Genomic DNA, 23693 nt, shown 5'->3' on the forward strand with positions numbered 1-23693 from the left:
GATTCGGTGGCCCCGATGCGACTGGTACTCGCACCGAGGCCGACACGCTGATCATTAGGAGAAAACCAGCATGCCCAGGAAGGGAAGTAACAAAGCGGACAAGATTCGCAACAACGCAGAAGCAACCGCGCGTCTGAGCGACGAGATTCTGCCCTTAACCAGTGGCGCACTATACGCCGCAGTCCGACGCGCTATCGAGATCGGGGAGAACGGCAAACTCGCCGAACTCGAAGACAAAGATTATCTAAACATGAAACCAGGTGAGTGTATCACCGACCCAACCGCACGCGGCCTGATCATGCGCCGGGGAAGTCAGGACGCATTCCGCTGGTATTTCCGCACAACAGACGGACCAGGATCGACACGCCAGGTTGAGTGCTACATCGGGGATTATCCGAAGACATCTATCGACGACGCCAGGAAGACTGCTAACGAATTGCGGAAATTGCGCCGGAGGGGAACTGTCCGCTTCAGCATCAAGAAGGACGGCAGACATCGGGCGATACCTGCCGAGCGCCTGCTTAACCTCGACGCTGAATCCGTCATGACCATGTCCGAACTCGTGACTAAGTTCCTGGAGGAATACGTTGACGTCAAAAAGCGGCCTAGTTCCGCAAAGGGCGACCGCCGCCTGCTGATGAAGTATATCGACGCAGCAATCGGCAATAAGCCCGTCATGGAGGTTACCGGACCGGATCTGCGCGTCATTATCCTCGAACTGAGCCAACGGGCACCGCGCGAGGCCGAAAAGCTGCTGACCGTTGTGACAACCATGTACAACACAGCGTTTGGCCGGAATAAGCGTATTGCCCTGCCCGAGCCGTGGTTGGATCTGGACAAATACCCCGATCCTTTGCTGACCATCGGCACACTGGAAAGCCGTGAAGCCAACAACCGTGCGGTGGACGTGTTTGAAGCGCGCAATCTGTATGATCGTGCCCCCGATGTATTGGGGCCGCTTTACGGTGACGCCGCACGCCTTCAGCTTTTGTGCGCCTGTCGGATTTCGGAAATCACCGATTTGCCGTGGGCCGAAGTCAATCTCGACCAGCGGCAGATCAAATTGCCGCCCGAGCGCACGAAAAACGGTATGGAGCATATTATCTATTTGAGCGATCAGGCCGTCGAGATTTTGGAACAGCGCCGTGCGGACGATCCAGATGGCGTGTGGGTATTCCCAAGCGTGAAATACCCTGACGAGCATATTTCGTCCGACACTTTGTCCAAAAACATCGGGGGTAATCGTGCCGCCCTGGGTGTTGACGCAAAGTACCGTAGTCATGACGGACGTCACGCTTTCACCACATGGGCCGGGGAACAGACTATTCCGTTGGAGGTACGCAACCGCTGTACCAACCACAAACCGGCAAAGTCGAATATCGACTCCGTTTACAATCATGCGACACTGAAGGAACCGGCGCGCATTGCGTGGCAACGGTGGGCAAATGCACTGGCAGGCGTGGCCGACGACAATGTCGTCAAATTCGACGGAGCGGTGGCATGACGGACAAACCGAAAATCTTTGTATTGGTCGGCGAAGATGAAGATAACCACGATCCCAACCGCTACCGGAAAATGGTCGCAGGGATCACACACGCGCCGCAGACGTTTGAGGAAGCACTCGACCACATCGGGGTGTATCGTCAGCATATCGAGCGCCTGGAATACGCCCTGGGAAGCACAACGTCCGACTATGTACACACCCGCAACACGTTGTCCGAGATTAACAGCAAATATGGTGATCTTCGCGAAAAGCACGTCGAAGACGGCCTCGGCTTTACGAAAAAGCTGGACGACATGGACACAAAGTATGTCGCCCCGAGAAAGACGGGCGCAACCAAGGCAAACGCTACCCAAGACGCACGATTCAATGCCTACTGGATTAAGTACGTCGACGACTGGGGTGACGGTGGCCGAGGGGCCGCCCAGCGCGTGCAGAACGCCATTGTCCGCAACGGAGACGTGCACTTCAAAACGGGCGATATTCCGCAATTGAAGACCATTGCTAGGGCGATGAAGGAAATCATCCGTCGCAGGGATGCAGGCGAACTGGACTGACCACCCGATGCGGTAGGTTACGGGTAGTTACGAACTCGCCTCGGGTAAATGTTTACAAAAGGTCGTTCACGTCGTTCACGTCGCTCACAGCGTTGTTTTTACACGCATAATCTGTGAGTGACGTCCGGTCGGGTCACTCACAACGTCACTATTTAGGGCACACCGCTAGCGGTGTGCCCTTTTCATATCCGTACCTCAGTTACGCAGGAAGGACACTGTTCGTAACTAGTAGGAGGTACACACCAGTGTCCAAAACCGACCAAACCGGTCCACACCTGCGCGACGGTCAATATGGCCACCGCAATTGGCGCGTTCCGGAACTCACAAACCCCGATAGCGACGGCTACATCTGCAGCCGCACAAAGCTGATGGAACTGATCCACAGCGGTGCGTTCGGCAATAGCGTCCGCCGTGTTGGTAACCGCCTGCTTATCGACGGAGCGGCTATCGACGAATTCCTCAAATCCCAATCAATCACACCTGATGAGGCCGCATAAAATGCCTAAACCCCAAAGTCGTCTCCACACTGTAAATCCCACCCAATCCAAACCCGCAAAGCGCAAAGCCTTCGGAAGCCGTGTCAAAGCCGTCGACCTCGAAGACGGTCTGCACACGCTGGATGTGAAATCCGCCACCATCGACACAAACCCGAATGGCAACGAACTGGTGAACGTCTCGTTCACCATCGACGAGAACAGCGTTTTCCTGCCCGCACCCCTGGTGACCGACGGGCCAGATTCGGGCGCACGCTACTACATGCAGAACGGCGCAATCGTCAACTCTTTGATCATGGCCTGCGGCGCACAGGGCGAATATGCCGACGATCAACTCGCTGATTGTGTCGGCAAAACCGTCACGATTGAGGTGGGCACCCGTTTGATCAGGGGCACGCCGACAAAAGTGCTGGTCGACGCACACCCAGCTAACGACGCGTATTCGGCATGAATACAATTGCCGAGATTGCCAGCCCGTTGCAGGACATGGGCTGGCCACCTGTACCCACCGTCGGGAAGGGCGGTGCAATGCGGGGCTGGAACACCGCAAACAAGCGCTTCTGGTCTGAAATTGAACTCCTGCGCATGGAACGTGACTTTCCCGACCACAATGTCGGGATTGCCCTGCAACCGACCAATCTGGCCGTAGATGTTGATATCACAGACAGGCACGCCGCCAACCAGGTGCGCCAAATACTGGAAACCCACATCGGGGTGACGCCAATCGTCCGCTATGGGTCCGCTCCAAAGTTTGTGGCGCTGTACCGAAGTGCCGGGGATATCCGGTCGCAAAGGAAAAACCCGGTCGAGATATTTTCGGGCACAGGTTTGATCGTTGGTTTCGGTATCCACCCGAAGACCCAACGCCCATACCACTATGAGGGGCCGACGCCGTTGGACATTCCTGCGGATTCTGCGGATTTGCCGTTGGTGAATGCAGACGCTCTGGACCGTGCTCTGGTCGACATGATGCCGATTATCCAGGCGCATCGGGCGGCACGGACGGCGAATGTGCGGCTTACCGCATCCACATGGTTCGACCGCTGGCATGACCTGAAGCATTTGGGTTGGTTTATCGCCACAAAGACAATCGCCAAGGAAGCCAATTGTGCCGACGCGCAAGGCCGCCATGACGCGTTCTGGACGCTGATGAACATTGCCGCCCGATGTGATCGAGAACCCGACGAGTTGATGCACGTTCTGTCCGTCTTCGCGCCGGACCTGCTCGACTATCTCAGCCCCGCAGACGACCCCGATTACATCGAACGGACCACCGAATACGTCCTGAATCAGGGTTCCAGATAACGAATACGGACCGGTTAGCGAAACTGGTCCGTCTAACCCCAATAAATAAGGCCGACCCGTAGGACACAGGGTCCGTCGGAGAACATCCCAATGCCCAACGACCCATTCGCCCCAGACGACGAGACGACCACAACCCCGCTCGAAGACATGCTGATCGACTCGACCGAAGACGCAGAAGGTGACGGCGGCAAAGTCAACAAAATGGTCGCCCTCCTCCTCAATCCGGAAAACGGTTTCGGGTTTACGCGCAACAAATCCGACGACGTCGTCCTGATACATACAAACCGCCTCGGGCACATGCGCACATATCAACTGGATAGTGCCGCATTCGCAAAGTTTGCGAGGGCCGCATGCCTGCGCAGGTTCCGTAGTGTCCTCAAGAAGGATCAATTATCCGAACTGTCCGACACGCTGTCCGCATTAATAAGCACCGACGGTTCAGACCCGCAGGACTTTCATATCCGTGCCGCCCGCCACAAGGGCCATGTTTATATCGACATCGGGGGTGATCCGTGGCGCGTTATCCAGGTTGCGCCGACCGGTTGGAAGATCCTGCAATATTCCGAATGCCCTGTGATCTTTGTGCGCGCCGCCCACATGCAGGAACTTCCCGAGCCTGTCTGGGAAAAGCCGACAACCGCGTTCCGCCTGTTTGAAAAACACATGAATACCAGCACGCCCTATGAGGCGCGGCTTATGTTCCTGTTTGCCGCATTTGTGTTGTCCGGCAAAAAGCCCTTTCCGATCCTCGCGCTTCTTGGCGGCGAAGGAAGTTTTAAATCGACCATGACCGTGATGTTGGCGTCGCTCATTGATCCGAGTGCGACACCGCTGAAGCGCCCACCAAAGACCGCCCGAGACTTCGTTGCCGCCGCGAAAAACCGGTATCTCCTCAACTATGAAAACGTGTCCCGTCTGAGCGGTGAACTGTCCGACGACATGGCCGCTGTTGCAACCGGGGCTTCCCTGGGGTCGAGACGGCTTTACACCGATGCGGATGAAGCTGTTTTCCACGCCGCGCGTCCACAGATTGCCAACGGAATCTCGGCCTTTATCACCCGCCCAGATCTGGCCAGCCGGACTTTGACTGTCCGCCCTCCGTTTGTCTCGGAGGGCGACCGCCTGCCCGAAGCTACGGTTTGGGCCGATTGGGAGGAGGACCGCCCGCACATATTGGGTGGCCTATTGGAAATGATGTCCATCGGGCTGGCCAACATGGACACCGTCGACCTGTCGTCCCTGCCGCGCATGGCGGACTTCGGACAATTCGCCCTCGCCTGTGAACCTGCCATGCAAGGGCTATGGCCCGCCGGTACGGTCGCAGAAGATTTGAAGCAGAACACGGAAAGTTCACGTCGTGCCGCTATGGATGCAAACCCAGTGGCCGGGGCTATCATTGCGCTGTTCTCGGACCCCAAAACCCGCAGGTCTGCCGCTGAACGTCGGACGGACGATCCGGAACAAAAGCACGCCGGTGCTGTCCGTCGACCTCGCCTTTCCACCGATGCAGACGGAAATATCGTATGGCAGGGCGGTGCAGATAACTTGGTGTCCGCTGTTGCCCCCTATGTGACCACATCGGTGCGGGCAGATAAGGACTGGCCGACCGACCGCACAATTCGTGAAAAGCTGTCCCGTTGCGAAGGTCTGCTCGACCGCGCCGGCATTCGTGTCGTGTTCCATAGCCGCAGGCCCGACCGGTCCAACGTCGACGACATCATTTTGACGCTCGACCCATCCAAATCAGGGGGTCCAGCATGACTTTACCGAAAACTCCTGTGCTTAAACGCAGAAAGCCCAATAAAACAAAGCCTCCCCTGCGGATAACAGATCCCACGACGGCCCTCAAACGCCTGCGCAAAGCCGAAGGCATGCTCGAACGCCACCCGAACGGGGATATTCGCGCGACCTGTGAGAACGACCCTGACGCCGCCGATTGGATTATGGCCCACCCTGTCCAGGTGCATGACATTGTGCGCCCGCAGGTAAACCCCGAGGGCCGCAAACGTGTGGACGCCCTCCTGGAGCCTTTCGATATCGTTTACGTGCCCGCAGACAAAGCACAGGACCACATCGGGGGTATTCTGTCCGAGGCGCAAAATACGGGTGTGATCTGCTTTGACACCGAAACCATGCCGTTGCCCGAGTATGTCTCGTTCATCGAAGTAAAGCTGACATTGAAGGGTACACCCGCCGTGTACCAACCGAAGACCGGTGACGCAGGCGCAGCCCTCGATCCTTTGCGCGCCCGCCCGAGACTGCTTTCAGTGTTCACCGGAGGAAGCGACACAATCTATGTGTTCGACGCGCTGAACGGTGGATGGGATGTGCTGTCCGAACTGTTCCGGAAAGCCCCTGCCCTGGCCGCACACAACGCAAAGTTTGACCTGCGCATGCTGGCCCGCGAAGGGATCGAGCCGGATTGCCGCGTCTATGACACGATGAGCGCATGCACGCTTTTGAACGGGCAAACGAAAGTCGGCCTCGCACAAGCATGTAAAAACCATCTCGGGGTTGCAATTCCGAAGGGACTAGGGGCCAGCGATTGGTCCACTGACGAACTTTCCGAGGATCAGATTAGATATGCCGCCCTCGACGCTGTTCTAGCCTATGAAATATGGGCCGTTCAGCGCAGGGAATTCGATGCGCAGGCCGAGACGGTTCAAAACCTGTTTGATGAAGTTCTGCCCGCTGTTTCTCTGATGGAAAGCAACGGCCTTCTGCTCGACCGCGATCTGCACGCCCAGAAAACCCATGATTGGGAAACGGAACGCGATGCCTGTGCCACTCGACTTGTACAAGAAACCAGCGGCTATTTGACCAGTGACCGACCAACACCCGCACAGATAGCGGCATACATCGAGGTGACTGTGCCCGATGATGTTCTGCACAAATGGCCACGGACAAAGACCGGCAAACTCATAACCGGCAAAGACGTGCTGCAAAAGTATGAGCGCGTCTTGCCTGGTGCGTCCACATTGCGCCTTTTGCGGACATGGCAGAAAGCCCTGTCAAATTATGGCCAACCGCTGGCAGACATAGCCGGTGCAGATGATCGTGTTCGGGCCAGCTATTGGATTGCCGGAGCGAACACAGGCCGATCCTCATCATCAGGCCCAAACATCCAGAACCAGCCAAAGCGCAATCCGCTGTTGAGTGGGTATCGCGATATATTCTGCGCACCCGAAGGCCATGTTCTGATTACCGCAGATTTTAGTCAGATCGAACTGCGTATTCTGGCCGAGATTTCCGGTGACGAGGATCTGCGTAAAGCCTTTGCTGAAGGTGCAGATATTCATACGCAGACCGCCCGCGCGGTGACCGGCAAAACCGATGTAGATAAGCACGACCGCAGCTTGGCAAAGGCGTTGAACTTCGGCCTGAGTTTCGGAATGGGGCCAGCCGGGTTTCGCGATTATGCCGCCAACGGATATGGCGTCCACCTATCGCTTGATGAAGCTGGTCAGGCCCGAGACGCATTTTTTGATAACTACATCGGGGTGCGAGATTGGCAACGCACGCACGCCGCTGAATGCCGTCAGCTAGGATATGTCGAAACTCGTCTCGGGCGTCGTTGGTACTGGCAATGGGGTGTTTCAGCGCACACCGACCGCGAGGTCGAGGCTATGTCCGCATATCAGCGCCGGGACGCTCTGAGCGGATTCTCGTTCACCAAAGCCTTGAACACGCCGATCCAGGGCACAGCCGCCGAACTGATGCACAGGGCGACCATCAAAACCGATGCCGCTCTGAGCGGATCTGATGTCCTCCTGTGTGCCGTCATTCACGACGAACTGGTCCTACAGGCGCCCACCGATGTCGGCCTTGTGAGGCGCACAATCGCCGTTGTCGAACAGGCCATGCACGACGCATGGCGCAAAACATTTCCGGATGCCCCTTCAACCGGACTGGTTGAGGCCACAGTCGGCCCGACCTGGGGCACTCAGTACAGCGTCGACGACTGGTTGGCGCAAATAACCCCAGAACAGGAGGAAGCATGAAACGCTTTGCCGATTGTCACGCCTGCGGCAGTCTCGTCGTGATCGAACTGGACGCCGCCGACCAGCATTACCTCAAGCGCAACCCTGACGACTACATCGGGGGTGAATGCGAGGACTGCCGTGCAACCGTCCACATGTCCACGCGCCCGCCCTGTGATCGCTGTCCCGACGGCCCGCATCTAGACGACAACTGCACGCATCCCGTCTGCGGCAACCACTGCTGGACCGTCGCCGAACTCGAAGACATTCCCTCTTTTCGATCTTAGAAAATCTTAACCGGCCTACTATCCAGCAAAAACTCAAAAAACAACTCTCTTAACAATAGTTTTTCATCGTCACTTGCTATTTCCGTGGGAACTGGCTTCTTAAAACTCTCCAGTAGAACATCCTCCGCTGGATTTAGCAGTCGTATCGCTCGCCGATCAAGCCTCTTGGTCGCAGCATGCTGTTGTTCATCCGCCAAGGATTTAAAACCGTATGTCGTATCGTCTGGTTTATTATGGACAGGACAATGCCTGTACTTTGGTTGGTAGCCCTGAACTGCGGCACGGGCAATCTGATCCAATCTCAAACATTTGCCGTAGTAGGTATGATCCCGATACCCAGCCGGGATCGTCTCGTGAGTGTCCGCACCTCGCCTCCGTGCGGGGTGCAGCTTCTTTTTTGAAATCCAGCTTTCGATATAACGCGTATTACTTACGGTTTCTGCTTCCCCTCTGAAACCCTACGTGAGTTGACTAACCCCGCCCCAGTCCCCGCCCCAGTGCGGGGTATTTTTTTTAGTATTCGTTGCCTTTGAATGGTGACAGAGCGACTTTAACCGAACCTCTGCGCAAGCACCGAACTAGCGAGCATTCCAAGTTGGCGGTTGAGGATGTTACCGTGAATGAATACGGTCGGGCGATCATCGGGAACGTCGCACGGAGAAGGGGGCAGCAAAGCATAAGGGCCGCTATGCCAACTAAATCGGCGTCTTGCCAACACCAGCTTTTTCGCGATGCATTGCTTGGGCGCTATCGAGAGATAGATAGCGCCCAAAGCACTCACTCATATAAAACAAGTCGAAATGACGAAGTTGGAAACACAATGTAAACTTAAGTCGATACGAGGAACTGGAATGGAAGGTGATCTTTACCCGGGTGCAACTGGAGAAAACTCTACCTTAAAAAAACTCTGGCTGTATTGGGAAACGCCGGAAGGCAAGACCATTCCACCCTACATTGTGCTTTGTCACATGGCCATCAGGCACAATTGTCAAGACTTGGATGTTCAGGTCGTCACGCCACAAGACTTGCCCAAGCTTTTGCCCGATCTTCACACCAATATATCCAAGGTCACTACGGACACCGAGACCCACAAACCAACGCTTGCTGTCAAAACAGCTTTCATACGTACAATGCTGTTAGCTCGTTACGGTGGACTGTATTCGGATATAGATTCTTTACCAATGGGAACGCTGGCTCCATTCCTCGAGGCCATCGAGAGATATGGTTTTTTGGCAGTAAGGCGGACCTCGGCGCCGAAACGGCATATCTCAATTGGCCTGCTAGGAGCGATGCCAGGAAACCCAATAATAACTGAGTATGCCAAGAAACTCGAAGAGACTTTGGCTGAAAGGACTCTTTTTAGTTGGGGTGAAATTGGAGCCTGGTGCCTGACACCAATTGTAGAGCGAAATCCCGACAGTTGTTTGATCCTTCCGGAAGAATACGCACATGCAATCGTGGCAGAGAGACAGCACTTATTCATGTCCAGAACACTAGAACCTAGCGATGTGTTAACCAATCGGGCATTGACTGTGATGTTGTTTCATAGACCCTTTAGTGGTCCATCGAGGGCTATTCCAGAACTTGGAATAAAGAAGGCTCCACTTGGATGGCTCCATGATTGGTCTATTGAAGATTTGTATACTGGGGACATCTTGCTATCGAAACTGTTTCGCGAGTCTTTGCCGGAGGCGAAATTTGAGGCAAAGCTTAGGTCAATGCAGCAATCCGCTCGGATTGGAAAGCTAATAGACTAGTAGTAGAATCCCTTACAAAGGGGTTTGACTTTAGCGATGCCGATCAGACTATGGTCCTCAACAAATGTGATGAGGCTGAAGGCCTTTTCGACTTTAAAACTGAAATTGCAAGGCAGCCATTTCGTCCCATTTTGCGCCAATATGAGCTCTATGACCTATTTTGGCGATTTTCTCGTGACCCATTCTTGGTACCAAACCCTAAGACTCTTGATGTTACCAAGTAGTTTCATAGGCTATGTACGTCTTTGGAACGACCAATTAAGCCGCTTTCCCTCAATGCTAGATGCAGACACCTACATGTTGGAACCGGCGGTGCGGTTAAGGGGAGGCTTCTGGCCAAATTTCGAACAAGTCAGTGTAAGTGACCTTTCTAGACGTCACTCACAAATTTCGCCTTTAGAATCAACCGTGTGAGCGACGTGAACGACGTGAACGACCTTATGTAAACATTTACTTGACCCTAGTTCGTAACTGTTCGCAACCTACCGTGGGAGGGTCTATCCCCTGACATTCCCCACCACATCGGGTGGAGGTCGCTCACAAACCCTAACTGTTCCGTAAAAACGCCTAAGCAACGTCTAGTTGTGGATGTGCGACTGCGTCCGGCCATCCCCGATCACGCTGTTTGACTGCCCAAAGCCTGACGATGTCAGCGTCAAAACCAGCATAGGTTGCGACCAACACCATGTCCTGCCCAAAGCACAACCACCTGCGCGCCATACGGATCAAATCGCTACGCTGTCCCGGTGAACTCGCATACGTGTGCCCCAATGCATCCGTGACCTGGAGGAACGGCACCCGCTGATACAAATATTGTTCCGGACTGAGACGCGACGGAATCTCAATGCTATACTTTTTCCGCATTACTACACCCTTCGCGCCAAAAGTGCCGCCATTGCCAATGCCAAGACGGTATCGTCATGGGCATTGCCAGCGGCTTCTATTTTCGTGTGCCGACCATGAGGTTTGCGCACAAAGTTCCGCATTTCGGCCATAAGGACGGACCGACCAGGACAATCTTGAGGAACGACCAGTTCGCGGTGATACATCATTTGTTGAAGCCCGGAGATAAGTCCAGCTTTTGAAGCAATTACACGACCTTTCACGACATGGGGCTTTGCCTTTCCGCCGGATATCACGATAGGAACAGCAGCACGTAGGCCGGACGTGTCGACAAACTCCGAAAAACTTTGTCCTGTTCCGCCAGAATCGAATGCCCAGTGCGAAACGCGGTCCACATCGGGTTGAAGCATGTTCGCCATTTCCCGGAACGATGCCTGAAGGGGCAACTGCCGCACCAACTCGACCACCCAGATATCATCCTCAAACCTAAGCTGCACATGGGCCGTTGGGTCCATTTTCTGGCCAACATCGGTGGCGGCAATGCGCATCAGATCAACGTAAACTTAGCCGCCGCACGCCGCCGTTCCTCCGGATGCATACCGTCATAGATATTGGACCCTGGCGGTTGATAGTCCGCCGAAGGCCGACACATATCAGCGGCCAAAAGCGTGAACATAACAGCCGAAGCGGTGACCTCATCGGCTGATAAGGACAACAGCGCCTCGCCATCCGCATTAGCAGCCTTTTTCAGCAAACTTTCCGCCGCAGACATGGATGATCTAATGTCTTTACGATCCATGAGCGGAGGATCTCCGTCGATGAAATCGTCGAAGGACATGACAATCCGATCCGGTACATAGGGGCGGCTGTATCGAAGTGCTTGCGCAGGATCTTTTGCGACACGCCCGTCAAAGTGCGAGATCAACCACTTTGCACCCACCGATGTCGTCGCCGATTGCGCCTGTCTCGTGTTTACCAGCGCATTGTCAGTGCCCGCATTCAACATGATCGCGGTGATATTGGTCTGACCGTCACGCAGGGGTTCTAGTAGTTCCGCCGATGCCGGTGCCTGGCTGACATCTAACAGAATGATCACGGGCAGATGTTCCCGCGTCAGAACTTCATCCCGCCATGCCTGCCTGTCCGCTTTGATCCAACTGCGCAGGGCCGCATGATCTTTTGCCGCAAACCAGCATTTCTGCACCGCCACCACCTGTGGATCTAACCAGGTTTGCCAATCGTCATGTGTCTCGCCCCAGAAAACATCAGCAACCATGCATACCAACGGTTGGTTAGGCTGACCGCCTGAAACCGCATAAATACGGCCATGCATACGATCCCGTTTGATCTGTCTGCGTCGTCTCATATCCGTGGCCCCCCCATTGATCGACGTTTGTCGTTGTCTTCGTCCTGCTGAAGTTTTCGAAACCGCTGTTCCAGTGCCGTCTCCTGCGCAGGGATATCCTCACCCTCGACCTTCAGATCCACATCGGGGGCAAACATTGCGTCCAGCGCCGACGCATCGAATACCGAGGACGCAGACGCTACAAATTCAGCATCCAATTCCTGACGGGCCAACGCAGGCCCGAGACGACCGCGTATTTCCCTAATCACATCGGGGTTGAAGTGCGCCACGTCGTCCGCCGCAATGCGCATAAACTCGACGCCATCCTGACTGGCCATGTCATAAACAATGCCTGACGGTCCGTTTGGTGAGGAGATTGCAATAAACCGCCCGCGTGTCGACCCAACCATCGGCAAGATCGCCGGATAGATTTCAGGCTTACAAAAGCACAGTTCGTCCCCGATCAGGAGGTCCGCCGTATGCCCGCGCAGGGTTGAGGATCTATCCCCGTGAAGGACTGTCACTGTCGATTGATTGGGCAAGGTCAACTTTTCCTTCACCCTTTTGACTTCCGCATCGGAGCCGATGAGGGCGTCATGTATTTTGTCGGCCAGAAGGCTCGACTGTCTAAAACTGGGGGCCACCAGAACAATTCTGTATCCCGGTCGCGTCAATGCCCGGTGTGCCGCCAATGCGCCCGAGATTACGGACTTTCCGCATTGCCGAGCTGCAACGACAACCAAACGCTGACTTTCTGATCGCATGATTTGCTGTTGCCACGGCTCCAAATCGAAGCCCAGCGCCGTTTCCGCCCAGTGAACAGGATCGGCTACCTGGCCAGATTCTAGAAACGCTTTAGTTCGCGCGAGTGTTTGGCGTGCGCTTTCCAGAAGGTTTCGTTGTTTGGCTGACCGCTTCATGCAGTAAGTCCCTTTCCGATGTGACACGCGCGTTTTCAGTCCGAAGCCTTTCGACCTCCGAAGTCAGATCCGCAATCGTCGCCTGAAGCGCAGACACGACCTCTTTCATTTCCGCATCTTTGATCAGGTCGGTGGATGCAACACGATCCAAAACCATACGCGCCGCAGTCATATCCTGATCGACATCTAGACGTTCTTCGATGGCCACCAATGCTTTCGGGGCTAACCGTTGTATGCCCTCCCATACGCCGGGATCGAGGCCCAACGCAGGCCCACGTTTGCCCTTCTTGGCCGCTGCTATCGTCCGAGGATCGCCCTTTTTGAAGGATGTCGAGTTTTTCGCCATAGGTGCCGCTATTTTCCCGTAAACGCCGCCGGTACTCCCGCTACTTTTAACATGATACCGAAGTGCCGCACGCGAAAATACGGAATACTTACCGAAACAGATGCGTAAAGACACATATTTTATTGGGATATCCTCAGGACTGTAACTCCCTCGCGGAGACGCACGCCTGGTTCGATTCCAGGGTCGCCCACCATCTTCTTCAGATGGTGAAAAAGTTCAACAGGCCGTTAATTCGGCAGGCATTGCCATTCATCCACCACCTGCCCCCCTTTCAAAACCAAAAGCGGCCCGAACTGATTCAGTACCGCCTCGCTTTGCGTTGGTCGCAATAGGGCGATGTCCCCAGGTATCGCGCTGGAATCCAAGGGACCGGTCCATACTTCCTGATTGCTTGATCGGCCGAAAATCGACGAATAGGAAAAACCGTCTGGGAACACGGGCTGTCCCAGAAAATGCCCGCCAAATATCGCCAAGTCCGTCTTCCATCTGGGCAGAAAGTCCAAACCCGGCAATGCGTTGCCCTGTATCACCTTCAGGATTGGCGAGGCGATAAAGGCCGCTGGTTGAAATGCTGCCGTCGTCGGGTGGTCAAAGTCCGTGGGCTTGACCAGAACGGACCCAAAGGCGACCTCATTTGCGGCGCTGCCAGCAGCATAGGACTGGAACGTCAGGCTGCCCCCTGTATTCAGGCAAAGCCCCTCACCCGCATTTGGCAGCCCTACTATTGCACGTTGGAATGCGCTTGCGCTGGACCGCATGGCGCGGGATTTCAGAACATGCGGCAGCTTGGCCAGATGCGCCTCATACCCCATGACCCCGGCCAACGTCGCATAGGGATGGCTGCCAATACGTTGCGCGATCTGAGGAATGTCTTCAGGACGCAACCCGCCCCGGTGTAGGCCGATATCAACCTCAAGCGACAGACGAAGCCGAAGATTGAGAGCTTGGGCCAACCCCAGATAGGCATCCAGATTTTCAGCCGTGTCGATGAGCCATTGGACACGTTCCGCCGCGGTCGGGTTCTTTTTCAGTACACGTGCCGCCGAACTGATTGGCAAAGGCTTACCGATCAAATGGTCAGTATCAGGCTCTGCGTCCAGCAGCGTCGACAACATAGGCTCGGAGAAGGTCATGAGCCCTGATGCCGGAACTTTCGCCCGAATGTGATCCAGCAACGGCAGACATGGGAGGGATTTGGCCACAAGACGGCTTGCCAAGCCCTGAGCAGCCAAACTAACCGCCAGAGAACAATTAGCGTCGAGCCGATCAAGATCGACCACGGCCACTGGTTTATCCACCCCATAGTCACGCAGCGCTGCGGACAAGTTTTGTAGGTATTCCGCCGTCATGGTCGGAACAGTTTGTTCAAAGCGGACGTAAGAAACTTTCCGTTTGGGTCCAATTGCTCTCTCACCGCGCAGAAACGGTCGAAGTCGGGATACAGGCGCGAAAGTTCTTTATACGTCAAACTATGGATCTTACCCCAGTGCGGGCGCCCTCCGGCCTCAAGGAGTATTGGCTCGATGTCGGCAAAGTAACGCGTGTGATCTTCGGCGGCGTCGGTATGAATCGCAACCGAAACACGCGGGCCACCCTGAAACGGAGAAATGCAGGCCGTATCGCCCGCGGTGTGCCTGACCTCAATCGGAAAATATATGTCCGGATGGTCACGGTGCAGACGCGTGAACACATCCCTAAGCACATCCCCGGCGACATCGGGCGGCAGGTGATACTCCATCTCATTGAACCGAATGTGGCGATCACTGCACAGCACGCGCCAGCTTTCGCCGACGTAATCCTCATCCGACTGGGCCAGAGTCAGCAGCTTAAGTAGCGCACTGCGCAGACCGCTGCTGTAGCGTCCTGCGTTTCTAGCCAGCTTCAGCACCTTGACCGCAATCATGTCCAGATCGCGCGGGGCCTTGGTCTCGGGCGCGTCTGTCATTTCATGGCAAATCTCAACGGCCTTTCCGGTGAAGGGGATGTAGAAAAACTCAAAATTCCGAAACTCCGCCCATTTTTGGTGCATGCTGGCAATCGTTTCTTCAAGCGGTACCAAGGTTACACGACGACGCAGGCTATACTTCGGAATTACGGCGATTTGCGCGTCGGTCAGTACGCCAAGTAACCCAAGCGAGACCTGAGCCATCTCAAGGGGGATATCCTCGGTCGACAGGATGTCTCCACATGCCCCGACAAAACTGGCCGCGGTGATTTCGGCGGAAATGCAGGGTAATTCCCGGCCGGTTCCGTGTGTTGCGGTCGCGGCCGCACCCGCCAGCGATTGCGCGTTGATGTCCCCAAGGTTGCGAAAGGCCAACCCGTGATCGGCCAACGCCGGAGAAAGATCGCGCAAACGCGCGTTGGCGTTTACCCAGACACGGTCTTCGCTGACCTGTCCCAATGTCGGTAAATTCAAGTTGGACAAATCCAGAATGCGATCCGCACCAGCCACGATCGGCGTAAAGGAATGCCCCGCACCAACAACGCGCATACCGTCAGGTTGTGCGACAGCGTGTTGCAGTTCGGCAAGGGTAGAAGGGCGCAATATGGGTGCGCTTGAGCTTTGGCCACCTGCCCAGTTGGTCCACATCTGCAATCTCCTCCCAATTGAAGGATTGCAGCACATCGACCCCAAAACAAGTCAGGTTTCCAGCAGGTTACCCAACGGCAACTAAGATCAGGCGGCCGCCGCGCGCTCTGCTGTTACGCGGGCGAACCACTCGATGATCGCGTCGACCTCGGGTGCGATCTGTTCGGCGGCCCCATCGGTGAAGGCTTCGAATTTTTCCCTGTTCAACCCATTCACTCCAACCAGAACCGGAATGTCCAGCGCAAGCGCCTCGGCGATAACAGGGCGAAAACCGCGCCCGTCGGCTTCGTGTTTGCCGAACTTGTTCACGACCAAGAGTTGAGGTGCATCGGCCAGTGAAGAAGTGACATACCCCACGGCCTGCTCTAGTGCGGCGGGGTCCAGACGACATCCACGCGACTGTTCGCCCAGCGACTGCGAAATGCGGATCGTTTCGCCTGCGGGCAAAACACGAACATCCATGTCGCATTTGCTGCTGTCCGCGCATTCGGTGTTGGTTTGCACGACACCCGCTAGCTGTGCACCGGTTTTCAGCAACTGCTCAGCAGCCGCGCTAAGCAGTCGATCGGTTGCGCCACGCTCTGTCGTGGTTACGTAGGCCAGGTACATTCAAAGACCCCTTGATAAAACTGTGACATTCCAGATAGCACGCAAGTCGCCCTCGGACCACTCTTTGCATTATGGCAGCGGTGAAAGTCCGATCACAGACTCGTGCGCACCAAGCAGAACCAGGTACGCCGCCAGCGACGCGACCCAAACCCAAGCACGTGGCCATGGCTGCGGGACCCGCAGAGACAGCCGCGCGGTGTTGCGGGACAAACGGACCCATTCCGGCCCCATCTCGCGAGATTTGCGGCGATCAATCACAGCCATACCCATGCCTGCGAATCCAGCGAACAAACCAAACAAGATCACATGTGACAAGCTGCCATTGGCCAACAGATGTGCCACAGCCCACAGCATCAGGGCGGCCAGAACAGGGTGGCGGGTGGTGCGCAATATGCCGGGGTTCTCGGGATCAAACGGACGATGACCCAAGCCACCGAAAGAGAACGGGTTTTGCACAGACACACCACTGACAGCCAACCAGCACACAACGGGCATACACAATAGCGGAATCCACCTCAGGATCGCGAGTGGCGGAATGACCTCAACATAAGGCGCGTGGGCGGCTGCGACGATCAGCCAGACGAGAACCACCAGAGACAGGACAGAATATGCGCTGTAATACCCCCGCCGACCAAGCAATGAGATCAGATACCCGCGCACAGCGGGCCGGGCTGGAATCATATGGCTCAGAAGAAATACAATCAGCGCGGCAAAGAAAGGTCCCCAGCCCATCATCATAGACTCCGTATATTCTGCACCTGATTTACGGCAGCGCGGCTGGGCGAAACTTGTCCGAAATCAAGTCGGGGGCGGGGCAGTCGCGCTGCCCCTGCCCTTTTATAATCCCAGCGCCTTGCGGCGTTCTTCGGCAAAGCCCTGCACCATGCGGTCGGCGATCAGCGCCAGAATCGCCATCGCAGCACCAGCCGAGATGCCAAGCCCGACATCCGCCTGCCCCAGCGCCAGATAAATCGACTGGCCCAGACCGGTGGTCCCGATCAGCGCCGCAATCACCAGCATCGCAAAGGCATAAAGGATCGTCTGGTTCAGCCCCAGCAGAATGGTCGGCGCAGCATAAGGCGCACGAACATCGCGCATGATCTGCCACTCGGTGGCGCCGCTAGAGATCGCGGCCTCCATCATTTCCTCGGGCGTGTTGACCAGCCCATGCCGGGTGTAGCGGATCATTGGCACGATCGCGTAGGCGCAGATCGCAAGAAAGGCCGAGAACTCTCCGATCTGGAACACCATCAGCACTGGGATCAGGAACACGAACAAAGGGATCGTCTGCAGCATGTCACAAACGGGTCGGACGATTTTCCAGACGGGTTCCCATACGGCGCTGGCCAGACCGATCAGCCCGCCGACCACGGCGCAGGAAAACACCGCCGCACCGCTGAGGTAGAGCGACAGCAAAGCGCGCTCCCACAGGCCTGACACAAGGATGGTGCAAAGCAGCCCCACCGAGAGCGCCGCAAGTCGCCAGCCGCCCGCGACATAGCTGAGCGCGGCAGCCCCGGTCAGAACGAAGGGCCACGGAAGGTTTGCGATGCCGGTTTCCAACATGCCGATCAGGATCAGCACGACCAACCCTCCGGTCAGATGCCCGCGCCATGCCATCAGCGCGGCGATGACGGCGGCAACGATGAACAGGCCATAGCTCATGCCCGGCGTCCACTGGAATCCCCATGTGAAGGGCAGCACCGCTTGATCCAAGCCAATCCGCAGCGGCAGCAGCACGTAGAACAGAGAATTGTTCTTGAGCGCATCCAGCCACGGGCCGTTGGCCTGCGTAAAGGCGGTCAGGCCACTGTCGATCGCCTCGGCCATCGGGTCCAGCAGGGTCAGCTCGGACGGGTTCGGCAGCCACAGCCAGAAGGCGGCCGTGAACAGCACGGTAAAGCCCAGAACCGCCCAGACGACACGCTGGTCATAGCGTTTGCGCTCGGTCGCCAACGTCCCGCTCATCCGGTCGATGACGACGGCGAAGACCACGATCACAAGACCGGCCATCAGGGATTCGCCGAACTGCGCCTTGCGCATGGTCAGCAGAACCTCCCAACCGATATCATTGAAGCCACCGATTACGGCCGCGATGATCACCATCGAAAGCGCCGCCATCAGGCACTGGTTCACACCGACCATGATCTGCGTTGCCGCCGCCGGGATTTCCACCTGAAACAGTTGCTGGAACCGCGTGCCGCCAGACATGATGGCAGCCTCTTTGATTTCGGGCTCTACCCGTTCCAGCCCCAGCATCACGTTCCGCGCCATGGGCGGTGCGGCGTAGATGGCCGAGGCGATCAGACCCACCACCGGGCCAAAGCCGAACAGCAGCAAAAGCGGCGTTAGATAGGCAAAGGTCGGCACCGTCTGCATCACATCCAGCACGGCCTGAACAAAACTCTTCACGCGGGGGATTTCATTGGCAAGAATACCGATCCCGCCCCCCACAACCAGCGCCACGGGAACTGAGACAGCAACCAGCGCCAGTGTGTTCATGCTTTCGGCCCAATAGCCCGAGGCAAGTACGAATGTCAGGCCAAAAAATCCAAGCGCCGCCATGGGCAACCCGCCAAGATACCAGCCCAGCGCGGTGACAAGCCCGATCAGGATCGGCCACGGGGTATTCCCCAGCACGAAATTGGCCGCATCCATTGGATAGGTCATCAGGTCCGAGAACAATCGCATCGCCGGTTTGATGCCGTTCAGGAACCAGTCCAGAAAGGCTCCGACCCACTGGGTTGCGGGCAGCTCCCACGCGGTGGGCCATTTGACCAACCACGGGGCAATGCCCTCAAGCGCAAGGCACAGCGCGCCGACCACAGCGGTAATAAGCGCGGCCTTGGCCCCAATCGTTAGACGCGCCTGCGCGGGAACGTCGGTCATCGCGGTCATGTCTCGTCCACCTGAAGTGCCGCAGCCAGGTCGGACGGGTGGACCGTGCCAACGATATTGCCTGCCTCATCCCGCACAGGTACGGGCTCATACAGCTCCATGCAATGCGCCAGCGCGGCGTCCAGCGTCATACTGGTGGTCAAACCGGGATCATCCGGGCCACGCTCGGATTCATCACGCATGACCGAGGCGACCTTGGCGTGTTGGCCCTTGGCGACGTCTTTCGAGAATTCGCGCACATAGTCATCGACCGGGCGCAGAACGATGTCCGTCGGTGTCCCGATCTGAACGATCTTGCCATCGCGCATGATGGCGATGCGGTCGGCCAGCTTCAGCGCCTCTTGAATGTCGTGAGTGATAAAGACGATGGATTTCTTCAACGTCGCCTGAATGCGCAGGAACTCATCCTGCAACTGGCGACGGATCAGGGGATCGAGTGCCGAGAACGGCTCATCCAAAAACCAGATATCGGGGTTCACGGCCAAAGACCGCGCAATGCCCACACGTTGCCTCTGACCACCGGACAGCTGCCGGGGGAAGCTGTCCTCGCGCCCCTCAAGACCGACCAACGAGATCACTTCCTGCGCGCGGGTCAGACGTTCTTTTTTACCCACGCCCTGCACGCGCAGCGGGTAAGCGACGTTTTCGGCAACGGTCATATGCGGGAACAGGCCGAAATGCTGGAACACCATGCCCAGCTTTTTGCGGCGCAAGTCCGTCAGCACCTTTTTCGACGCGCCCATGACATTCTCACCATCCACGCAGATTTCGCCACCCGTGCCGGGAAGCAATTGCGAGATACAGCGGATCAGCGTCGACTTGCCTGAGCCCGACAGGCCCATGATGACGAACAGCTCGCCCTCTTTGACCTCGAAATTGGCGTCTTGCACGGCAGGGATGAAGCCATGTTCCCTCAGATCCGAGGCGGCCTTGTCGGCGTCATTCCCTGACCGAGACAGCGCGTCGGTCAGGGCCTTGTCAGCACCTTGGCCAAAAACCTGCCAGAGGTTCTGGCAGGCGATGGCTGGCATTTTAGCGTCAGTCACTTAGGCTGGCTCACTGCGTTGCTGCGTCAACGACCGGACGCCACTTGCCTTCGTTCTCGGCCATCCATGCCGCGACAACTTCTTCAACTTTACCGCCGTCGACGTCAATCGCGCCCATCATCGGCTGCTGGTCTTCGACCGCCAGTTGATAGTTGGTAAGGATCTCATAAGCAGCAGGCCATTTGTCTTCCATGCCGCTCCAGCTTGCCTTGAAGATGCGGGAGGGCGAGAAATCGCAGTCGTTTACCGCGTTCGGGTTCGGCCCCCAGGATGGGTCGTTAAAGCACGCTTCTTCACCTGCTGGCAGCTCGACGAATTGCACGTCATAGGCCGACATCGCCCAATGCGGCTGCCAGAAAGTGATCAGCAACGGCGATTTACGCTCGGTCGAGGCACGCAGTTCGGCAATCAGCGCGCCTTCAGACCCGGCAGGAACGGCTTTGAACGGCAGTTCCAGGCCAGTCATCCGGTCCGCGCCGGGGGTGCCCCAATCGGCCGGGTAATCCACCAAACGACCGCCGGGCAGCGTTTCCGCAGTTGCAAAGACCTGCGCGCAGTCTTTCAGGGCTTCCCAGGCAGGCAGGCCCGGACACAGTTCGGCCACGTGCGCGGGATACGCAATGCCTTCCTTGGCATCGAGGCCCAGATCACCGATTTCAACGACGGTGCCTTCCTCAACCTTTTTGGCATACTCATCCGAGACATTCGACGACCAGATCTCCAGCGTTGCATCGATATCGCCATCGGCCAACGCCTGGAACTGGTTCATCATGCCTGCAGTGACATATTCCACGTTATAGCCCGCGGCCTTGAGCATCTCACCGGCAACATGTGTCGTGACATGCTGGCCGGTCCATTCATTGATCGCCAGTTTGATCGGTTCGTCCACAGCGCCCATATCGGCTGCGTATGCAGATCCGGCTACCGTCATCGCCAAAAGGCTTACACTCAGTTTTTTCATCGACATTCTCCCTGTCTTCTATTCTTTGCCCAGACCGGCGCGATCGCACGCCGGAAAGCTTGTCGCATGACAATACCATGTCGCAACATGCACAAATTTGGCTAGGAAAGGAAAGTGAACAGTTTGATGCATGGCTGGGTCGCCATGATCGAAATCCCACCTGATTCCCCGCCTTTCACTATGCGCCGCGCCCCACCCCTTGTGTTTACGCCATATTCATCGAGGCGGGAAGTTGATTGACGAGTCAATCACAAACCAAAATCGTACAGTTTGTCGAGCATTTCTTTTAAGTATTGAGTGATTTTCTGACCCTCGCCCAAGAATTGATCTTCCGTACATGCCTTGCATCACCGGCACATAAACACGACCCTGAGGTCGGAGGGCGTTTTTTATGCATCATTTCGACGAGATCTTTTCCATAGCAGCTAAACGGCATGGCGGTCACGGCGCGTTGGATCAAAAACTCAGCAAACCCAAAACCATAGATGAACTTGCTGCGGTTTCGGATGACCGCTGGCTTGCGATCATAACCAAGTGCATCTTTCAGGCTGGGTTCAACTGGAAAGTCATTGAGGCCAAATGGGATGGCTTTGAAGCGGCCTTTGATGGGTTCGATGTCGGGCGCTGTGCTTTCATGGATGACGAAAAGTTCGACTCGCTGCTGCAAGACACCCGAATCGTGCGAAACGGTACAAAAATCGCGACCGTCAGAGACAATGCGGCCTTTCTTCTTGAACTGCGGCAAGAAGGGGGTGCAGGCAAGGTGCTGGGCGGATGGCCTTCGACAGATTTCATCGGATTGCTAACGATGCTGGGCAAGCGAGGGTCGCGTCTGGGTGGGGCCTCGGCCCAATACGCCATGCGGTTTGCCGGGCGCGACAGTTTCATCCTTTCGCAGGACGTGACCGCCCGGCTGATTGCAGAAGGGGTTGTGGACAAGGCCCCGACGTCCAAGAAAGCGATGATTGCCGTTCAGGATGCGTTCAATGTCTGGATGGACCAATCGGGCCGGTCGCTAACCGAAATCAGCCGTGTTTTGGCAATGAGTGTATGAAAACGGGTTACAGAGTGATTGCAACGCACTAGGCTTTGAACATGATGCGCCTTATTTTGATGACGTTTCTATTGCTGTTTGCCTCCTGTGGACGGCCGCTGACGGATCAGGAGGTAGCCTTTGCCAGCGCTGTTCAGGGCGACACGCTGAATCTTGAAAGCGTGCGACTGGTCGAGGGCGCCCCGGTCGCGCCAATTACGTTTTATCGTGAAAAGCGACCACGCCTTGCCTGCCGGGAACGTATTCTACCCCCGGCTGAGGAAGGTGTTGTAACAGCGAAACCCGCAGCCGTTGCCCTGTTCAATCGCGTCTACTTCACACGCGAATGGTATCTGGAAGACTATATGTCTGACTTTCCGGAACAAATGGACCTGATCGCCGCGATGCTTCTGGCCCACGAACTGACCCATGTCTGGCAGTGGCAGAACCGCAAGACAACGGGATATCACCCCTTGCGGGCGGCGGCCGAGCATGGCGGCAACAAGGACCCCTACCTGTTTGATCTGGATACCTCGCCTGATTTCCTTTCCTACGGGTTTGAACAACAGGGCGCGATTGTCGAGGAATATGTGTGCTGCCGGGCGCTGGACCCGACCGCTCCGCGTACAATGCGGTTGCACGAAATGCTGGGCCAGCATTTCGACCTGTCGCCATTGCCAAAGCAAGAACGGGAACGAGCCGTGGTTATCCCTTGGTCCGAGGCAAAGGTTGAAGGCATCTGCCGCTAAAAATCAGCCACCCTGAATCGTCTCAAGATACGCGACCAGATCAACAATCGGCTGGCTGGTTAAGATAGGCTGACCTTCAGGTGTTTTCATTGAGGTGTCCTGCCCGTCAAAGTAAGGCCCGTATACCGGCATCGGGCTGCCGTGGCTGACCAGAGGGTCGCGCCCGTCAATGCGGGCAACAACCCGGGCCGTCGGGAACACTCCGCCGTCACCGGAAAGCTGGGTCAGGTCGGTCGGTTGAATAACCAAAACGCCGGCCATAGGCCCATGACCTGTTGCGTCGATCCCGTGACAGGTCGCGCAATAGTGCTGATAAAGTTCGGCCCCGGTCTCAACGTCCTGGGCGACTGCCTGAGAGGCCACCGCCATCAGCCCTAAAGAAACAGCCCCGAGTATCCGTCTGGTCATCCTATCCTCCTGTCGCGATTGACATTTGCAGGCTTGCCCGAAGGCCCGCTTGGCGCAATGA

General features: G+C 56.4%; 23 protein-coding genes. 11 read left to right on the plus strand and 12 right to left on the minus strand.

From position 1 onward, the window contains the following. Positions 1-70 precede the first annotated feature (70 nt). The 9 genes from ACT2B1_RS13560 to ACT2B1_RS13600 all read left to right on the plus strand — a co-directional run bounded on the left by ACT2B1_RS13560 (position 71) and on the right by ACT2B1_RS13600 (position 9881). Entirely contained in the window at positions 71-1504 is a 1434-nt protein-coding gene (locus ACT2B1_RS13560; protein ID WP_481667931.1) for a tyrosine-type recombinase/integrase, read from the plus strand. Beyond that, the gene (locus ACT2B1_RS13565; protein WP_481667932.1) at positions 1501-2058 is read left to right on the plus strand and encodes a hypothetical protein; all 558 of its coding nucleotides are present in this window, start codon (positions 1501-1503) and stop codon (positions 2056-2058) included. The genes ACT2B1_RS13560 and ACT2B1_RS13565 overlap by 4 nt, the downstream gene beginning before the upstream one ends. A gap of 245 nt (positions 2059-2303) precedes the next feature. Next, complete coding sequence (locus ACT2B1_RS13570) at positions 2304-2555, plus strand: hypothetical protein (protein WP_481667933.1); 252 nt, start codon at positions 2304-2306, stop codon at positions 2553-2555. Between the two features lies 1 nt (position 2556). After that, the gene (locus ACT2B1_RS13575; RefSeq protein WP_481667934.1) at positions 2557-3003 is read left to right on the plus strand and encodes a hypothetical protein; all 447 of its coding nucleotides are present in this window, start codon (positions 2557-2559) and stop codon (positions 3001-3003) included. Further along, complete coding sequence (locus ACT2B1_RS13580; RefSeq protein WP_481667935.1) at positions 3000-3857, plus strand: bifunctional DNA primase/polymerase; 858 nt, start codon at positions 3000-3002, stop codon at positions 3855-3857. The genes ACT2B1_RS13575 and ACT2B1_RS13580 overlap by 4 nt, the downstream gene beginning before the upstream one ends. A 90-nt stretch (positions 3858-3947) precedes the next feature. Further along, positions 3948-5618: a hypothetical protein gene (locus ACT2B1_RS13585; protein ID WP_481667936.1), complete on the plus strand. Its 1671-nt coding sequence runs from the start codon at positions 3948-3950 to the stop codon at positions 5616-5618. Further along, a complete protein-coding gene (locus tag ACT2B1_RS13590) occupies positions 5615-7858 on the plus strand; it encodes a DNA polymerase (RefSeq protein ID WP_481667937.1) in 2244 nt (747 codons plus the stop codon). The genes ACT2B1_RS13585 and ACT2B1_RS13590 overlap by 4 nt, the downstream gene beginning before the upstream one ends. Next, positions 7855-8124 (plus strand): hypothetical protein, encoded by a 270-nt coding sequence (locus tag ACT2B1_RS13595; protein ID WP_481667938.1) that lies wholly within the window; start codon positions 7855-7857, stop codon positions 8122-8124. The genes ACT2B1_RS13590 and ACT2B1_RS13595 overlap by 4 nt, the downstream gene beginning before the upstream one ends. Before the next feature lie 851 nt (positions 8125-8975). Continuing rightward, on the plus strand, positions 8976-9881 hold the full coding sequence (locus ACT2B1_RS13600) for a glycosyltransferase (RefSeq protein WP_481667939.1): 906 nt from the start codon (positions 8976-8978) through the stop codon (positions 9879-9881). Positions 9882-10747: 866 nt separating this feature from the next. Here the strand turns inward: ACT2B1_RS13600 and ACT2B1_RS13605 are convergent. The 11 genes from ACT2B1_RS13605 to ACT2B1_RS13655 all read right to left on the minus strand — a co-directional run bounded on the left by ACT2B1_RS13605 (position 10748) and on the right by ACT2B1_RS13655 (position 21442). Next, complete coding sequence (locus ACT2B1_RS13605) at positions 10748-11272, minus strand: hypothetical protein (protein ID WP_481667940.1); 525 nt, start codon at positions 11270-11272, stop codon at positions 10748-10750. After that, positions 11272-12090 carry a hypothetical protein gene (locus ACT2B1_RS13610; RefSeq protein WP_481667941.1) on the minus strand — a complete coding sequence of 273 codons (819 nt, stop codon included), beginning with the start codon at positions 12088-12090 and terminating at the stop codon, positions 11272-11274. Before ACT2B1_RS13610 ends, ACT2B1_RS13605 begins: the two co-directional genes overlap by 1 nt. Beyond that, entirely contained in the window at positions 12087-12989 is a 903-nt protein-coding gene (locus ACT2B1_RS13615) for a terminase large subunit domain-containing protein (RefSeq protein ID WP_481667942.1), read from the minus strand. The genes ACT2B1_RS13610 and ACT2B1_RS13615 overlap by 4 nt, the downstream gene beginning before the upstream one ends. Beyond that, positions 12925-13335, minus strand: a complete 411-nt coding sequence (locus tag ACT2B1_RS13620; protein WP_481667943.1) for a hypothetical protein — start codon at positions 13333-13335, stop codon at positions 12925-12927. The genes ACT2B1_RS13615 and ACT2B1_RS13620 overlap by 65 nt, the downstream gene beginning before the upstream one ends. Positions 13336-13562: 227 nt before the next feature. Further along, complete coding sequence (locus ACT2B1_RS13625) at positions 13563-14684, minus strand: alanine racemase (protein WP_171239692.1); 1122 nt, start codon at positions 14682-14684, stop codon at positions 13563-13565. Next, a complete protein-coding gene (locus tag ACT2B1_RS13630; protein WP_171239691.1) occupies positions 14681-15928 on the minus strand; it encodes a D-arabinono-1,4-lactone oxidase in 1248 nt (415 codons plus the stop codon). Before ACT2B1_RS13630 ends, ACT2B1_RS13625 begins: the two co-directional genes overlap by 4 nt. An 87-nt stretch (positions 15929-16015) precedes the next feature. Next, a complete protein-coding gene (locus ACT2B1_RS13635) occupies positions 16016-16537 on the minus strand; it encodes a DUF2478 domain-containing protein (RefSeq protein ID WP_171120569.1) in 522 nt (173 codons plus the stop codon). 69 nt (positions 16538-16606) lie between these two features. Next, positions 16607-17272, minus strand: a complete 666-nt coding sequence (locus ACT2B1_RS13640; protein ID WP_481667944.1) for an NnrU family protein — start codon at positions 17270-17272, stop codon at positions 16607-16609. A 102-nt stretch (positions 17273-17374) separates the two neighbouring features. Then, positions 17375-19435, minus strand: a complete 2061-nt coding sequence (locus tag ACT2B1_RS13645) for an ABC transporter permease (RefSeq protein ID WP_171239689.1) — start codon at positions 19433-19435, stop codon at positions 17375-17377. Next, positions 19432-20481 (minus strand): quaternary amine ABC transporter ATP-binding protein, encoded by a 1050-nt coding sequence (locus ACT2B1_RS13650; protein WP_481667945.1) that lies wholly within the window; start codon positions 20479-20481, stop codon positions 19432-19434. The genes ACT2B1_RS13645 and ACT2B1_RS13650 overlap by 4 nt, the downstream gene beginning before the upstream one ends. A gap of 10 nt (positions 20482-20491) precedes the next feature. Next, positions 20492-21442 carry an ABC transporter substrate-binding protein gene (locus ACT2B1_RS13655; RefSeq protein ID WP_171120561.1) on the minus strand — a complete coding sequence of 317 codons (951 nt, stop codon included), beginning with the start codon at positions 21440-21442 and terminating at the stop codon, positions 20492-20494. A gap of 391 nt (positions 21443-21833) precedes the next feature. Here ACT2B1_RS13655 and ACT2B1_RS13660 point away from each other — a divergent pair, with 391 nt between their 5' ends. Together ACT2B1_RS13660 and ACT2B1_RS13665 are read left to right on the plus strand one after the other, a co-directional pair. Continuing rightward, positions 21834-22496, plus strand: a complete 663-nt coding sequence (locus tag ACT2B1_RS13660) for a DNA-3-methyladenine glycosylase I (protein ID WP_481667946.1) — start codon at positions 21834-21836, stop codon at positions 22494-22496. A gap of 41 nt (positions 22497-22537) precedes the next feature. Next, positions 22538-23224 carry a hypothetical protein gene (locus tag ACT2B1_RS13665; protein WP_171120557.1) on the plus strand — a complete coding sequence of 229 codons (687 nt, stop codon included), beginning with the start codon at positions 22538-22540 and terminating at the stop codon, positions 23222-23224. A gap of 3 nt (positions 23225-23227) precedes the next feature. Here the strand turns inward: ACT2B1_RS13665 and ACT2B1_RS13670 are convergent, their stop codons facing one another. Beyond that, positions 23228-23632 (minus strand): c-type cytochrome, encoded by a 405-nt coding sequence (locus tag ACT2B1_RS13670; RefSeq protein WP_171120555.1) that lies wholly within the window; start codon positions 23630-23632, stop codon positions 23228-23230. Positions 23633-23693: the final 61 nt, after the last annotated feature.

This window comes from Ruegeria sp. S263 (genome assembly GCF_056780525.1).